A 16550-nucleotide genomic window follows, 5' to 3' on the forward strand; every position below is an offset into this window, starting at 1 on the left:
TGGTAGTATTCTCTATGCTACAGTTATCTTATAAGTTTATAATTGTTCTTTTATTTCTAGTAACTCCTCATCATCTGGACATATTTCCAAAGCCTTTTCTAAAATTTCAAGAGCTTCATCAAATTCTTCTAAATCGCAAAGTGCGAATATTTGAAGCTTAAACATCTCTATGACTAATTCTGCATCTACATCATAATTGTTTTCCATTATAGTTCTGAAGTAAGCCTTGCAGCTCTTCAAGGCATTTTCTATATCATCTATAGAGTAATATATATCAGCCATTAATGTATAAGTCCTTAAAGACTTTTTATCTAGCTTATTAGCTATATTTAAATTATGTAATGCCATATCATATTGATTCATCAAATATAATACATATGCCTTTTCTTCATAGACCTCTCTTGAGTTAGGAAAAGTTAAAATTATCTTATTTAATATAGATATTATACCCATAAGATTTTCTTCATCTAAAAGTTGTCTTGTAGTGAAAAAGCACTCTTCTAAGGAGGTAAACTGCAATTCACTTACCTTATCAAAATCATTTTCATCATATACTTTATTGACTTTGTTAAATTTACCTTCTCTTATATAATCATCAATTATATTTTTGAATTCCTCTATTTCAACTGAGGAATTTTCTTCAGCTATTAGTGTATATCCTAAATTATTTGCCTCAAAAATCTCCCTTAAGAAATTACAAGTTATCTTTCTATCCTCTTTAGATAATAAGACTGCATCCTTTGCTTTTACTTCTATATTATAAAATCTAGAATTTTGCTCAATGTACTCACTGAAAACAGTTGCATCGCTATACCAACCTACAAGTTCCATATTAGAAGTTTTGTGATTTTCTGCAACCCATATAACCCTTACATTTTCTTCATCTTCAACTGCTAGAGGCAATAATTCGCCATCTTCTAATTTAGTAGCTGCAAATCCATAGTAATTATTATTTATATTCAAAAAATTTTCTTTCTCAAAGGACTCTTCTATATCTCCAAAGTATTTATGAACAATTGAATTCACCTTGTCATCTTCCTTGCTTCCCGTGTAATCCGTCATCCATGCAATCTGGCAAATTAAAGTTTTCATATTAGTTTCCTCCCAAAATCCTAACTTATATATCTTTTCTTCTTAATTATTCTACTACAATGTATAGGTTATAATAAATACCGCTTCTCTATTCAGAACTAATGCTTCTCCTAGAATAACTATAAAGTTTAATAACACTATAGAGTATTAATTATAATCTATATACTTACTTTTAAAAGTTAATATATGATTCAATTATATCTTATACAAGTAACACTATCTACATTCACTACTTTTTTAAGATAATTAATGATAAATATCTATACTTAAACTTAAAATAATTTTACATATTTATAAAACTTAAAGCCATACTAGTATTATAATCCCTAAATACTCCTTAAGACTTACTCAAATTCTTAATAGTAATGTTTACCGTAAAGATAAACCTTATCTATTAGCGTCCATTAAACAACTCCTAAACAAAAGAGAATTTCTCTTTTGGGTGCTGAAATAATTTCAGCACCTTTTTTATTCTCTTTATAGTTTTACTATAAACTTTATATCTATATATCCTCTATATTTATTTTCTCTTCCTTACAGCTATCCTCATTTTTTGAATTCTTCTTACTATCCAAGTAAACCATTACACTAGCTGCTATAATGAATATGGATCCTAAAACACTTAACATATCTGGAATTTCCCTAAAGAATATATACCCAACACCTATAGCAAAAATTATATTAGAATAAATATAAATAGAAACCTCTGATGCTGGAGCATATTTATATGAAAGTGTCATAGTTATCTGTGCAATTCCATAACTAACCCCAATTAAAATAAGCATTAGCCATTGATATGGATTAGGTGCTATATAATTAGTAATAGCAAATGGTATGCTAAAAATTACAGATACAACAGCAAAGTAAAACACAGTGGTATTACTATCTTCCTTATCCCCAAGTACCCTAAGCAAGGTATATGCAAATCCTGAAAAAATAGCTGATATTATTCCAGATAAAGCAGGTACTATCTCTAAATTAAAGCTAGGCCTTACCACTAATAAAGTACCTATAAACACAATTATAAGTGCCGGAATCTGAATCTTACTTATCTTTTCTTTCAAATAGAAATATGCGCAAATCGTTACAATAAAAGGTGACAACCTTCCTAAAATTGATGAATCAGCTATTGTTAAATGAGCTATAGCATAAAAATTAGTTACCACAGCTATATAGCCCCAAAATGATCTAGCAAATAAATACTTTTGATGTTCTCTTTTTCCAAAATAACTTAATTTATTTTTATAAATCACAAACCATGTCATTATCAGCATAACTACATTTGTTATTAAGACTCTCTGAAATATTGGTATTCCCCCTGCCAATTTAACAAAAGCATTCATAAATGCATAGGCTAAAGCCGATAACAGCATAAAAAATATAGCCTTCCCCTTATTATCCATATTGCCCCTCCTATAAATAAGATATTTTAATGTAAGCCTATATAGTTTTATACTATATAAAATTCATTATTATTCGTATAATTATTACTAAAAATAAGGAAATTTAAATCTTATAAAGAAACTTTATCCACGTACTATACTGTAATTATGACATTATAGCATAAACTATGTCTATACCTTTATTTAAAAACCTATACTTTATATGTTTATTACTAACAAATAAACTCTAATATAAAATAAAAAGCATTAAAGTTTAACCCTCTAAACTTCAATGCTAAAAAAACTATATTTCTATATCCTCAATAGACTTGTTTACACTACTAACAAACTCTAATCCATCATCAATACATTTTCCCTTAGATATCATTAGCAATGCAAAATCATCATATTCTTCTTGTTTTTCTTCTATGTCTTCAAGTATTTCTTTTTTATGTTTTCCACTTACTCTTCTTTGAAAAATAGAAAATAATTCTTCTTTAAAATACTTAGCGGTTATAATAGGCATTGTTGATAATACCTGAAACCCTTTGTGAATTGCTTCTCTTACACCTTCTAAGTCATACTTAAAATAATACTTATCCCTATCTTTTCTATTTAATTCTCCTATGGTTATAGATTCATCTTCCGAAAGTCTCCATACCAAATATAATGTTTCTATGTTACCATCCATAAACTTCACCCACCTTCTACCTCTATATAACATTATTAACATACTCTATAATAATTATTATGTGTGAGCTTACACTTTTATAAGTAAATTTTCTGCTAATAAAACCTTTAACCTCTTTTATAAACTGAAAATAAGGCTTTAGCCTGTGCTAAAGCCTTACTTTAATTTATTACTTAACTACTTCTACAGCTAATTTTAACTCTTCACCATTTATCTTGAACTCTGTATATTCTTTTTCTTCATTAAACTTAATTTCTACAGTTAATGTATCTCTCTTAATAGTATCTTCGTACTTTCTTATAACAGCTTCAAGCATTTCATTTCCTGTAACATATAAGTTGATTTTGTCTGCAACTTCAAAACCACTTTCTTTTCTCATGTTTTGAACTTTACTTAAGATCTCTCTTATATGTCCTTCTTCTCTTAATATTTCAGTTATAGTTGTATCTAATAATACACCTATCTCACCTTCACCTGCAAAGGCATATCCCTCTAGACCATTCATGTTTATTAATAATGACTCTTTATTCAACTCTATATCATTACCTTCAACATTTATATTTACAGCTCCACCATTATTTACAGTTTGAGCTAATTGCATTTGATCCATTTCCCCAATAGCTTTTCTTATTTGAGGAATAAATTTACCATAAGCTCTTCCTAATACCGGTAGATTAGGTTTTATTTCAAAGTTAACAAATTTAGAAACGTCAGCTCCAAATTCTATAGCTTTTATATTTAACTCATCTTTGATTATATCTCCATAGTATTCTGGTATAACCTTAGTTGATAATAACATCTTAGAAAGTGGCTGTCTGTTTTTTATGTTAGCTGCATTTCTTGCAGATCTACCTAACTTAACAACTTTGTAAGCTAAGTTCATTTCTTTTTCTAACTCAACATTAATAGCCTCTTCGTCAACCTCTGGCCACTTACATAAGTGAATACTATTTTCTGCATCCTTATCTAAATTAACAACTAAGTTTTGATAGATCTCTTCAGTTACAAATGGCACAAATGGAGATGCAATCTTAACTAAATCTACTAACACTCTATATAATGTAGTGTAAGCACCTATCTTATCATCGCTTAGTTCTTCAGACCAGAATCTAGCTCTATTACGTCTTACATACCAGTTAGATAACTCATCTACAAAGTCCTCTATACATAAAGCTGCTTGAGTTATATCATATTTATCTAATAACTCTTGAACATTTTTATTTAGAGAGTTTAATCTAGACATCATCCACTTATCCATTACATTTTCTGATTTAAAATTCTTGTAATCTGTTGGATTAAAGTTATCTAAATCAGCATATAACACATAGAAAGAGTAAACATTCCATAATGTACTTAAGAACTTTCTTTGAGTTTCTGCAACATCATCCTCAGAGAATCTAGTTGGTAACCATGGTGCACTAGCTGTGTAGAAATGCCATCTTGTAGCATCTGCTCCTTGGTTTTCAAGTACTGTAAATGGATCTACAACGTTACCTTTATGCTTAGACATTTTTATACCTTTTTTATCAAGAACGTGACCTAAAACTATACAGTTTTCAAAAGGAGCTGTTCCAAATAAAGCATTTGAAATCGCTTGTAATGTATAGAACCATCCTCTTGTTTGGTCGACAGCTTCTGATATAAATTGAGCTGGTAAATTTTTCTCTACTAACTCTTTATTTTCAAAAGGATAATGATGTTGAGCAAATGGCATTGATCCTGAGTCGAACCAACAGTCTATAACTTCCTTAGTTCTATGCATTTCTTTTCCACACTTCTCACATTTTAATTCTACATTATCAATGTAAGGTTTGTGTAACTCTATTCCTTTAGCCTTAGCAGCATCCATCGCCTTTTGCTCTAATTCTTCTCTGCTTCCAATACACTCTTTATGACCACATTCACATTCCCAGATTGGAAGTGGTGTACCCCAGTATCTATCTCTACTAATACCCCAATCAATATTATTTTCTAAGAATTTACCCATTCTTCCTGTTCTAATATTGTCTGGTAACCAGTTGATTTTATTGTTGTTTTCAATCATTTTTTCTTTATATGCTGTAGTTCTTACAAACCAACTATCCTTTGGATAGTATAAAAGTGGTGTATCACATCTCCAACAGTGTGGGTATGAGTGAGTAAACTTCTCTGATTTATAAAGCATATTATTTTCTTTCATAAAGTCTATGATCTTAGGGTCAGCTTTTTTAACAAACATACCTTTCCAAGGTTCAACAGATTCTACAAAGTTACCTGCTTTATCAACTAAGTTGATTAATGGAAGATTGTTTTGTTTACAAACTCTATTATCATCATCTCCATAAGCTGGTGCTGTATGAACTACCCCTGTACCATCACTTAATGTTACAAAGTCTCCATGTATAATATAGAAGGCTTTTTCTTCTGGAGTTTCAAATTTAAATAATTGCTCATATTCTAAACCTAAAAGTTCTTCACCTTTAAATTCTTTTAAAATTGTGTATTCACCTTCAAGTACTGAAGCACATAATTCTTTAGCTAAGATATAAACTTCATCATTTTGTGAAACTTCAACATAATCATAAGCTTTATTTATAGTTAAAGCAACGTTACTTGGTAATGTCCAAGGAGTTGTTGTCCAAGCTAATATATATTTATTATCTTGCCCTTTTACCTTAAACTTAACAATTGCTGTAGCTTCTTTTACATCCTTATATCCTTGAGCAACTTCGTGAGAAGATAAAGCTGTTCCACATCTAGGACAGTAAGGCATGATTTTATGTCCTTGGAATAATAAATCCTTATCCCACATTTGTTTTAATGCCCACCAAACTGACTCTATATAATTATCATGATAAGTTACATATGGGTTATCCATGTCTACCCAGTATCCCATCATCTCAGACATTTCTTTCCACTGACTAGTATATTTAAATACACTATCCTTACATTTTTTTACGAATTTCTCTACACCATATTCTTCAATTTGTTCTTTACCTGAAATTCCAAGTTCCTTTTCTACCTCTAACTCAACAGGAAGACCATGAGTATCCCATCCAGCTTTTCTTAAAACCTGATACCCCTTCATAACCTTATATCTTGGTATTATGTCCTTCATAACTCTTGTTAAAACGTGTCCAACGTGTGGTTTACCATTAGCCGTTGGAGGTCCGTCATAAAATGTGAAATACTCACCATCTTTATTTAGGTCAAAGTTTTTTTGAATAATGTCATGCTCATTCCAAAACTTAGCTACTTCTTTTTCTCTTTGAGCAAAACTTTTTGTAGAATCAATCTTATTGTACATTATAACTTCTCCTTTCATATATTAATGCTTATTTTAAGTTCCCTCTAATCTTAAAGTAAAATCTATATAAAATAATTTTCTCATATAACCGCAAGAGTATATTAAATCCTCAATTATATTTTTTCTACTAATATATACAGATAAATACTTTTCTTTATAAATAAAATTAGAGTTTCCATATAACACTAGTTAAGATTTATTTATATAATACACATTTATACATGTATTTATAATACAACATAAAATAAAAAAACTTCGTCCTAAAATAGGACGAAGTCTATAATCTTCGCTATACCACCTATGGTAAAAATTCTTCAAGTACTCAATAAAAATTATTTTTATACTCTATCCTTTAACGCAGAATTACGTATGACCTACTCATTACTTTTCAATCATAAGCTCATAGGTGATTTTCATTAATTCTTCACTGTAAACTCACACCAACCGTTCACTCTCTGAAAGCTTTGATATTAATTACTCTTCCTAATCAACGCCACTAAACTTAGTGTATTAATCTTTTTATTAAATTACTCTATAATTTAATTTCTTTCATTATATTACAGTAAATTACCCTTGTCAAACCATAAACTCTGTAAATAAAAAAAAGGTGAACTTCGTTAAAAGTTCACAAAAACGGTTATTAATTTTAGGGGTAAATATATATATTTAATAAGTATCAGCCTTTTTCAAGGCATTTACTTACTTACCTGCATATTTATTGATTTTATTCTTCAACTATATATGTAAAAGTGTATCCAGAAGTATGCTGCTCTATATGCTTTTTAGTTGTCTTTATTTTTTCATCTTTATTTCTATTTTCAAATTTATTTAAGTTAAAATAATGGTTAAAATCTGCTATTCGTATATCTATTTCGTCAAAAGCAATCACTTCTTTCCCCTCCTTCTACCAAATTTCTATATAGTTCTCTTAAACTTAATTCCGAACCTTTCAAGCTTAATTCTCTTGAACTATCTGTTAATCTCTTCTGTAATTATATTTTAAGTCTTTATTTCAAATTAGTAAAATCCCTTAAATAACCCAAATTTAATAAAATATCTTTGTTATCCTCTATTATTCAAGCTTTTTGCCTTTATTGCAGCCACACGGTTTTTTTTTTATGTAAATGTTACTTACAACAACATATACTTTTAAACTTTGCCGTGATATAATTATTTTATAGTTATTTTTTAAAGTTTTTTTATTTTTTGGAAAGTTAAATTTTTCAACAATTTTCGTTATAGAAAGGAGGACATAAATATAATGATTTTGCTCGGTAATAAAATAAAACAACTTAGACTAGATAGAAACTTAACTCAATCAGATGTATGTAATGAAATTTTAAATAGAAGTATTTTAAGTAAAATCGAAAATGGAAAGTCTTATCCTTCTATTCCACAATTGCAGCATCTGGCTAAGATATTTAATGTACCTATAGTATCATTTTTTGATAATAATTCATTAAATACTACTATTAATAATCCTAAGGATTTAGGCTGCGACTTTGATATAGGACAATTTTTCAAAGAAAATGATTACTTTAGAATAGTAAAGTATGTAGAATATAATAAAAAATCCTTTATCGACATTCTTGATGGAAATAAATATTTCTATTATGGTATGTCCTTATTTAGTATAGATAGGCACATGGATGCTTTAAAGCCCTTGAAAAGATACTTGAACTTTTATAAAAACTCTGATGAAGAATTCAAGAAAAAATATGCTTTATATGTAGTAGAGTGCTTAAATTCATTGTGCAAGATAGTTCTTATAAATAATAATAGTGAAAAAGCAACTAAATATTTAATATTAGCTAAAAACTATATATATAAGTATAATTTAATTAATACTAGATCAAGTGCTATTATACACTGTAACCTTGGTTCCATATATTATAGAAACTTGAAATACACAGAAACTATAAACTTACTTGAGAGTTTTTTAGATACTCCTAGAGACACTATTTATGTAGATGTATTTGCTACGCTTAATTTTAATTTATCTATCTCATATTATAATTTAAATGATTATGATAAGGCTATAGTATATTTAAAACGTTGCTTAAATCTGTCTCAATATCATGGTAATTTATACAAAGATTATGTTTTATATTGTACACACTCTACATTTTTGATACATTCGAAAAAATTCGATGAATCTATTAATATGTTAACTTATTTAAAGTATCAATTTAAACATGATCCAATTGCATACAATAATTTACTTGCTCAAGAAATATTAACCTACTTCATTAGCGAAGATTATACAAAATGTCTTAAGGTATGTAATGAAATTAATCTTAACAAACTTACTAAAGCAGGTAAAATAGATTATTACTTTATTAAAGGATGGATTACTGATGATTTAGATTTATTAAAGCGATGCGAAAATTATTTTATAAATAAATCTTATTACAAAGATTTAATCGCTCTGTACGATAAATTATACAAAATAACTAAAAATCCAATTTACAAAGATCATATACATTCATATAAGGATAAATCCTTTAGCAAAAATATATTTGCATAAAAATAACAACTTTAGCTATGTCTAAAGTTGTTATTTTAGTTTATGCTTACTGAAAATAAAATTTTTCATTTTACATCTTAATTCTCATTCTTTAAAATTATTCTATTTATTATGATCAAATAATTTAATGAAAGATTGATTCTCCTATTTGTCCTGCTACTTCTTTGTCTGCATCTAAGAAGTCTACATTACCTTGTGCTCCTCTCATTACATGAAAGATTGACTCTCCTATTTGTCCTGCTACTTCTTTATCTGTACCTAAAAAGTCTACATTGCCTTGTGCTCCTCTCATTACATGAAAGATTGACTCTCCTATTTGTCCTGCTATTTCTTTATCTGCACCTAAGAAGTCCACATTGCCTTGTGCTCCTCTCATTACATGAAAAATTGACTCTCCTATTTGTCCTGCTACTTCTTTATCTGCACTTAAGAAATCAACATTACCTTGTGCTCCTCTCATTACATGAAAGATTGATTCTCCTATTTGTCCTGCTACTTCCTTACTTGCATCCAAGAAGTCTACATTACCTTGTACTCCTCTCATTACATGAAAGATTGATTCTCCTATTTGTCCTGCTACTTCTTTATTTTCATTTAAGGAATCTACTGTTCCTGGTGTGCCTCTCATCACATGAAAGATTGACTCCCCTATTTGTCCTGCTACTTCTTTATTTATGTCGACTTTTACAACTGCTAATCCCATTAATGCTACTGCTACAGTTAAACAAGCTAAACTTTTCTTTTTCATAATTTTAACACCTCAACCTTATATTTTATAGCTTAATTCTAATTTATACCATATTTTTTTTCAAACCTCTCTATTGTTTTTTAGGTACCATTAAAAATTACATTCACTTTAACATATTTATTTACTTCGTTTTTCTATAGGATTTATTTATTTTTTATTCAAATGTTACTCTCAACAACATTTCTACGTTTTATTTAATTATCATGGGTTTTTATGTAGATTTTTTTACATTTTATGCTTGCAACGTCGATTTCTTTACAACGAATCTGTTTTTTATATCACTATACTTTATTGAATTGCCTATGAAATTGATCATTTTTTATTTTTTTATATTATAATATATGTAATTTCCTCTATAATTTTATAGTGATTAGGTAGATTTAATTTAGCTTAGTTTGTATAATACTATAATATTAGTAAAACCTATTGTAAATAGGTTTTAAAAGATATATGTAAAATTTATTATTGGGGGTATATAAATGGAAATTAAATGGCTTGGACATTCATCATTTCTTATAACTACAAATGATGGCACAAAAATTTTGACTGATCCTTTTGATAACACTATAGGTTATGATGTATATACTGGTAATGCTGATATTATTACTGTAAGTCATGATCATTATGACCATAATTATTTAAGAGAAGTTAAAGGAACTCCTACTTTAGTAGATAAACCTATGACATATGATTTAGGTAATATAAAGATACATGGAATATCTTCTTATCATGATGAAGTTAAGGGGCTTAAAAGAGGTTCTAACATTATCTTCGTAATAGAAGCTGATGGATATAAGCTTGCTCATTTAGGAGATTTAGGACATCTTTTAGATTTTGATACTATAAATATATTAAATAACCTTGATGTTTTATTCATACCTATAGGTGGAAATTATACAATTGGCCCAAAGGAAGCAGTTAAGTTATGTGATGTTCTTGATAGCAAATTAATTATTCCTATGCATTACAAAACACCTGCCTTGAATTTTACTATAAAGGGTTTAGAAGAGTTCATTCAAAATATCAAAAATGGTGAAAAAGTGCATTCTAAGGTTTATACCTTACCAGAAACTATGAATTTTAAAAATAAAGTTATTATTTTAGACTATTTAGATTAATAACATGTTAATTTATTGTATTTCTTGTGAATATATAATAGAATAATATATCTAAAACAGTATAAAAAAGTGTATAATGAAATATATAAAGTCTTATTGTCTTATTTTGACATTTTACTTTATTTACATTTTGTTATAGGAAAGGAGATTATTATGAGTAACACTACAAAGACAAATCCAGAAGTAAAACCTACAAGTAAAAACGTACCTGTTATAAAAGGAACTCTTAGAAATCATATGCTTGAAGTTCCTAACTCAATTAGAGATGCTAGTGGTATTGTGATTTTTGGTAAAAGACTTAAGTCTCTTGTGTTTACAACTGATGTTGCTATTATAAAAAATACAAATGCTGATGCTGTAATCGCAGTTTATCCTTTTACTCCACAACCAATAATAACTGAAGCTTTAATTTTAGCTGCTGATGTTCCATTATTCTGCGGAGTTGGTGGAGGTATAACAACTGGTAAAAGAGTTGTAAACCTTGCTCTTGATGCTGAATTCAAAGGTGCAATGGGAGTTGTTGTTAATAACCCAACACCAAATGAGGTTATAAAGCAAATGAGAGATACAATTGATATTCCAATTATCGTTACTGTTGTATCTGAATTTGAGGATATTCAAGGTAGAATAGATGCAGGTGCTACTATACTAAATGTATCAGGAGCTAAAAGAACTGCTCATATTGTTAGAGAAATAAGAAAAGAATTCCCTAATTTCCCTATCATAGCTACTGGTGGTCCTAATGATGAATCAATAAGAGAAACTATAGCCGCTGGTGCTAATGCTATTACTTATACACCACCTATAGCTTCTGATATATTGAATACTATAATGGAAAAATACAGAAAAGAATATAAGGAAGCTGACGAGCATAACCATGAATAAGATTGATTGACTCATAACAGTTACTTAAGAAACCCTAAGAAATTTAATTCTTGGGGTTAAATTATTTTTCAATTAATATTGCTAATCTTAAATTAACATAATCATTATCTAAGAATCAATAATTATCTAATCTAATAATTCTCCAACAATTAATTATTATCTATATATAATAACTTAATTTACTCATTTATCGTACTTTATTGTATATTAAATTTTGCATTTTAATTGTATAATATTGTTTGTATGCATAATTATTACTAGCTAGGGGGTGGCTTTTATATCAGAGAACAATATTACAAATGTAATTGACAAGGATTTAAAACATGACTTACTTGCCATGTCAGTTCCAACTATAATGGGATTTTTACTTCAGTCGGTTTATGACTTAGTAGATATGATGTGGGTAGGTCGTCTTAATTCATCAGCACTGGCTGGTGTTACTATTTTTTCAACAATATTTTGGCTTGTTGGAATATTAAATGAAATAATCGGCACAAGTTCTGTATCTCTTATTGCTCAATGTTATGGCTCAGGAGATATGAGAAAAACTAGGGTTGCTATAGAGCAAACCTTTACATTCAAGGCTTTAGTTGCTGTTTTAGCAGGATTTATTATGGCTGCCATACTTAATCCTTTGCTTAAGTTTTTTACCACTGATTCCTCTGTATTAACTGCAGCATTAGATTATGGGTATATAAGATTATTTTTCTTACCAATAATGTTCTCTTCATTTACGGTTAATACAGCTTTTAGATGTTTAGGTGATGCAAAAACTCCAATGAAAATTATGGTGGTAGCTTCTATAGTTAATTTAGTTCTTGATCCTATATTGATATTCGAAACTATTCCCGGGACAAGTATTCCTGGTTTTAACCTTGGAGTTTTTGGCGCTGGGTTAGCTACCGTAATATCAACTGTAGTTGCCTTTGGAATAGGATTTTGGATTTTTTTAAGTGGAAGAACAAAGATTAAAATAATCTTTAGAGACCTATTTAAGCTTGATTGGGAAATTGATAAGAAACTATTAACTATAGGCCTTCCTAATGGTTTTGAAGCTCTTATGAGACAACTTGCAAGTATCATAACTTTAAAGCTTGTAACCAGCTATGGAACCTCAGCCGTTGCTGCTATGGGAATTGTTAATAGACTTCTAGATTTTTCATATGTGCCACTTAATTCACTTTCTATAGGAAGTAGTTCTATAGTTGGCCAATGTTTAGGAGCAAATAATGTACCAAGAGCTAAGGCAACAACTAAATTAGCAACTAAGATAAATTTGGGAGCAATGATTATAATATCTTTAATTGCTATTATATTCCCTGAATTCTTAATGAAAATATTCACTGATGATAGAGAGGTAATCGCAGCAGGTATACCTGCTATTAGGTTACTTATATCCTCATTAATATTTGCAGCTGTATCCTCTGGATTGGGCTCTGTATTTTCTGGTTCAGGATATAACCTTCCATTCTTAATTGCTAGTATAATTTCAAGATGGATTGTACAAATACCATGTATGTTATTAGTGGTTATTGTGCTTAAGTTATCTAGTACTTATCTATGGGGCTGCTTCTTCTTAGCTAACTTCACTTCTATGATAGTGATGTATTATTACTATAAAAAAGGTACTTGGGAAAGTAAAAGAGTTGGCTAACTAAAAGGCTGTTACAATAAGATTTTTTTCTAAGAATATATTAAAACATAAATTTTGCTTAATATATTCTTAGATTTCCTTACTATAACAGCCCTAGACTTCTTATATTCTTAAAACTTTAAAGTTATAACTCTTCCCTTTTTTAAGGTTTCTTTTATATCTATTATTCTTTGATTTGCTGATCCTTTAAATTTTAAGCCCTCAACCTTATGCTCTTCTTCGAATCTTCCATCAACTAATACATCTATATTATTTATTAACTCTTTCCAGCCTCTTCTCTCATTAAAATGCTCCATAATGTATTCCATTGTATATCCTGTGTAACACCATATTGATAAATCCTTCTTTTTAATTTCCTTTGCAAAGGCTGCAAAAGCTTCCCCTTGCTCTAAAGGATCTCCACCTGAAAATGTAACTCCAGTCAAAAGTGGATTTTCATCCATATCTTTAATAAGCTCCGATATAGGCATTAACTTTCCACCAGTTAAGTCATGGGTTTCTTTATTAAAACAACTTTTACAATTATGTTTGCATCCTTGAGCAAAAAATACTCTTCTTATTCCTGGCCCATTTACCAAACTTTCATATGCTATACCTGCTAATCTTAACTTCGTATCCATAGTTGCTTTCTCCCCCTATAACCAATATATATACTATAATTATATCAATTTTAATATCCTAACTTCAATGTTATAAATCTTATAGACCCATTCTACTTTTAATTATATATTCTTCAATAAATAATATTCAATATAGTATATTTATATCTATGCTTTAAATAAGTACAACACTAACTACATATAAAAAATTAATTAAAGCTTATATATATCAACCTAAAATTCATTTTTAAATAAAATAATTAATGGGAATAGTTATCCCCTACTCCCATTAATTATTTTATATTATTAAACTTCGTAAAACTTATCATGCTCTCCATTATGAGATGTTCTATCAGATCTCTCAGCGTGTTTTCCAGCTCCAAATCTTTCATCTAAAGAAAGATATCCTGTTACCCTACTTACCCCTTGAATGTTCTGACTTGAACATTTTGGGCACTTAGTCATAGAGCTTTCTATTCTTTCTCCACACTCTTTACAATATCTCATATGGAAGTTAATTCCTATATAACTTATATTAGTTTGCTTATATGCATAATCTACTATACTTTGAACTACTTCTTCTGATGGATAATCATCTATTTCTAAATAACTAATATGACCACCATTACAAAGTTTATGATAAGGTGCTTCAATATCAATTTTGTCCTTAATTGATATTGGATGTCCTACTGGAATGTGATAACTATTAGTATAGTATTCCTTATCTGTAACACCTTTAATATCTCCAAATACAGCCTTATCTTGTAATATAAATCTACCACTTAGTCCTTCTGCTGGTGTTGCATAAGTACTCCAATTTAAGCTTGTTTCTTTTATTAAATTATCAGTATAATTTCTAATATGAGTTATTATCTTAATTCCTAACTCTTTAGCTTCTTCACTTTCTCCGTGATGGCATCCTACTAATGCTGTTAAAGTTTCAGCAAGACCTATAAATCCAATTGCCCAAGAACCTTGTTTTAAAATCGGTTCTATAGTATCTTCAGGATGTAAGTTTTCAGATCCCTTCATTAAGTTTTGTCCAGCTACAAAAGGTAAATCCTTAACTTTTAAATGTTTTAATACGTCATATCTATGTAATAAAGATTCCTTAGCAAGTTCTAATCTACTATTCAATAAAGTAAAGAATTTATCAATATCATTTTTAGCAAGTATTCCTAATCTAGGAAGGTTAATAGTTGTTGGTGCAATATTACCTCTTCCCTTTGTACCTGCTTCTCCATTGCAGTTTGAACATATATATGTTCTACAGCCCATAGTTGCAGGAACTATTCCTTGATCATAGTAGAATTTATTAAAGTCTGCATCCATATTCATAAATGTTGGATTCATTCTCTTACTAGCTACTCTACATGCTAATTTATATAAATAGTAATATGGGTCTTCTTTCTCTCTATTTACCCCACTTTTTACTCTAAATATTATATTAGGGAATATTGGTTGTTCACCTCTACCTAATCCTTTTTCATATTCTTCTAAGAATATTTTACATACTAATGCACTATCATTAGAGTTTGGGATACCTATATTCATAGAACTGAAAGGAACTTGTGACCCTGCACGAGAATGCATAGTATTAAGATTGTATACTATACCTTGCATAGATTGTCTAACAACTCTTTCAAGCTTCTTCTCTGCTAAATCATTAATCTTTTCTTCTTCTATTCCATATTCTCTTAATTCATTTCTTATTTCTTCTCTTGTAATTTCAACGAAATATCCCATATCATTGTCAAAGTCAGGGTGAGATTGTCCACCAAACATATCATTTTGTGTCGCTTGTAAAAGTATGCAGGAAAGTTCAGCAGCTGACTCTATTCTCTTAGCTTTTCTAATATATCCATACCCTGTATTAAAACCATTTTCTAATACTTCTTTTGTTGGTATATGGAGACAATTTGTTGTCAAGTTGTAACTATCTAAGTCGTGATAATATACATCTCCATTTTCATGAGCCTTTGACAAATGCTTAGGCATCATTGAAAGGTTATGCCACTTATTAGATTCACTTGCAATTCTTAATAACTTTGAACTAAAATTATTACCTACATTAGCATTATCCCTATCTGTTTCTACACCTATTTTATTTATAGCCTTCATTAAATCAGATTTTATTTCTCTTATTCTTGTTCTTTCTTTTCTATAGTTTGAATAAGCTATACCAATGTTTTTATGTCCATTACTAAGTAGCATCGTCTCTACAACATTTTGTACTTCTTCAACCTTTAGTTTATCCTTATCTAAAGCTTCTAATTTTGTCATTGCCTTTTGAGTTAACTCCATTAACTCACTTTCTTTTATAATAAAACCAATCTCATCGGCTGCACCCCTTATAGCATTGGTTATCTTTATTGTGTCAAAATCCACAATCCTGCCATCTCTTTTAACTACATATAGCATTTAACACCCTCCTATATACAAGATATTGTGACTTGCTAATTATACTCATAAAAAGATTTTATATCAATTTTCAAAAAAACCTTAAGAATATACTATCTTAATTTACATCTGCTTATCTTCATTTTCTTACTATTTTTATATCAATTC

General features: G+C 29.0%; 12 protein-coding genes and 1 other annotated feature. Of the genes, 4 read left to right on the forward strand and 8 right to left on the reverse strand.

Annotation, left to right across the window (positions count from 1 at the left end; translation table 11 throughout):
• Positions 1–36 precede the first annotated feature (36 nt).
• The 5 genes from BUA48_RS07630 to BUA48_RS15560 form a co-directional block, all read right to left on the reverse strand.
• On the reverse strand, positions 37–1092 hold the full coding sequence (locus BUA48_RS07630; RefSeq protein WP_072831458.1) for a tetratricopeptide repeat protein: 1056 nt from the start codon (positions 1090–1092) through the stop codon (positions 37–39).
• Positions 1093–1595: 503 nt separating this feature from the next.
• Positions 1596–2495 carry a DMT family transporter gene (locus BUA48_RS07635; RefSeq protein ID WP_072831459.1) on the reverse strand — a complete coding sequence of 300 codons (900 nt, stop codon included), beginning with the start codon at positions 2493–2495 and terminating at the stop codon, positions 1596–1598.
• Between the two features lie 283 nt (positions 2496–2778).
• Positions 2779–3165, reverse strand: coding sequence for a hypothetical protein (locus BUA48_RS07640; RefSeq protein WP_072831460.1), 387 nt, complete (start codon positions 3163–3165; stop codon positions 2779–2781).
• Between the two features lie 169 nt (positions 3166–3334).
• Positions 3335–6451, reverse strand: coding sequence for an isoleucine--tRNA ligase (gene ileS / locus BUA48_RS07645; protein ID WP_072831461.1), 3117 nt, complete (start codon positions 6449–6451; stop codon positions 3335–3337).
• A gap of 263 nt (positions 6452–6714) precedes the next feature.
• Positions 6715–6951 (reverse strand) — a binding site (T-box leader).
• 224 nt (positions 6952–7175) lie between these two features.
• Complete coding sequence (locus tag BUA48_RS15560; protein ID WP_178138957.1) at positions 7176–7340, reverse strand: hypothetical protein; 165 nt, start codon at positions 7338–7340, stop codon at positions 7176–7178.
• Between the two features lie 372 nt (positions 7341–7712).
• Here BUA48_RS15560 and BUA48_RS07650 point away from each other — a divergent pair, with 372 nt between their 5' ends.
• Positions 7713–8978 (forward strand): helix-turn-helix transcriptional regulator, encoded by a 1266-nt coding sequence (locus tag BUA48_RS07650; protein WP_072831462.1) that lies wholly within the window; start codon positions 7713–7715, stop codon positions 8976–8978.
• Positions 8979–9102: 124 nt separating this feature from the next.
• On the opposite strand, the gene BUA48_RS07655 is transcribed toward BUA48_RS07650, so the two are convergent.
• A complete protein-coding gene (locus tag BUA48_RS07655) occupies positions 9103–9726 on the reverse strand; it encodes a hypothetical protein (RefSeq protein WP_072831463.1) in 624 nt (207 codons plus the stop codon).
• A gap of 479 nt (positions 9727–10205) precedes the next feature.
• Between BUA48_RS07655 and BUA48_RS07660 the strand changes: the two genes are divergently transcribed.
• From BUA48_RS07660 to BUA48_RS07670, 3 genes are all read left to right on the forward strand, one after another.
• Positions 10206–10844: an MBL fold metallo-hydrolase gene (locus tag BUA48_RS07660; protein WP_072831464.1), complete on the forward strand. Its 639-nt coding sequence runs from the start codon at positions 10206–10208 to the stop codon at positions 10842–10844.
• Positions 10845–10997: 153 nt separating this feature from the next.
• Positions 10998–11729, forward strand: coding sequence for a beta/alpha barrel domain-containing protein (locus BUA48_RS07665; RefSeq protein ID WP_072831465.1), 732 nt, complete (start codon positions 10998–11000; stop codon positions 11727–11729).
• A gap of 268 nt (positions 11730–11997) precedes the next feature.
• On the forward strand, positions 11998–13383 hold the full coding sequence (locus BUA48_RS07670) for an MATE family efflux transporter (RefSeq protein WP_242944317.1): 1386 nt from the start codon (positions 11998–12000) through the stop codon (positions 13381–13383).
• Between the two features lie 110 nt (positions 13384–13493).
• Here the strand turns inward: BUA48_RS07670 and nrdG are convergent, their stop codons facing one another.
• Together nrdG and nrdD are read right to left on the reverse strand one after the other, a co-directional pair.
• Complete coding sequence (gene nrdG, locus BUA48_RS07675) at positions 13494–14003, reverse strand: anaerobic ribonucleoside-triphosphate reductase activating protein (RefSeq protein ID WP_072831466.1); 510 nt, start codon at positions 14001–14003, stop codon at positions 13494–13496.
• A gap of 285 nt (positions 14004–14288) precedes the next feature.
• Positions 14289–16403: an anaerobic ribonucleoside-triphosphate reductase gene (gene nrdD, locus BUA48_RS07680; RefSeq protein WP_072831467.1), complete on the reverse strand. Its 2115-nt coding sequence runs from the start codon at positions 16401–16403 to the stop codon at positions 14289–14291.
• Between the last annotated feature and the right edge of the window lie 147 nt (positions 16404–16550).

The organism is Clostridium collagenovorans DSM 3089 (genome assembly GCF_900130005.1).
Taxonomy (GTDB): domain Bacteria; phylum Bacillota; class Clostridia; order Clostridiales; family Clostridiaceae; genus Clostridium_D; species Clostridium_D collagenovorans.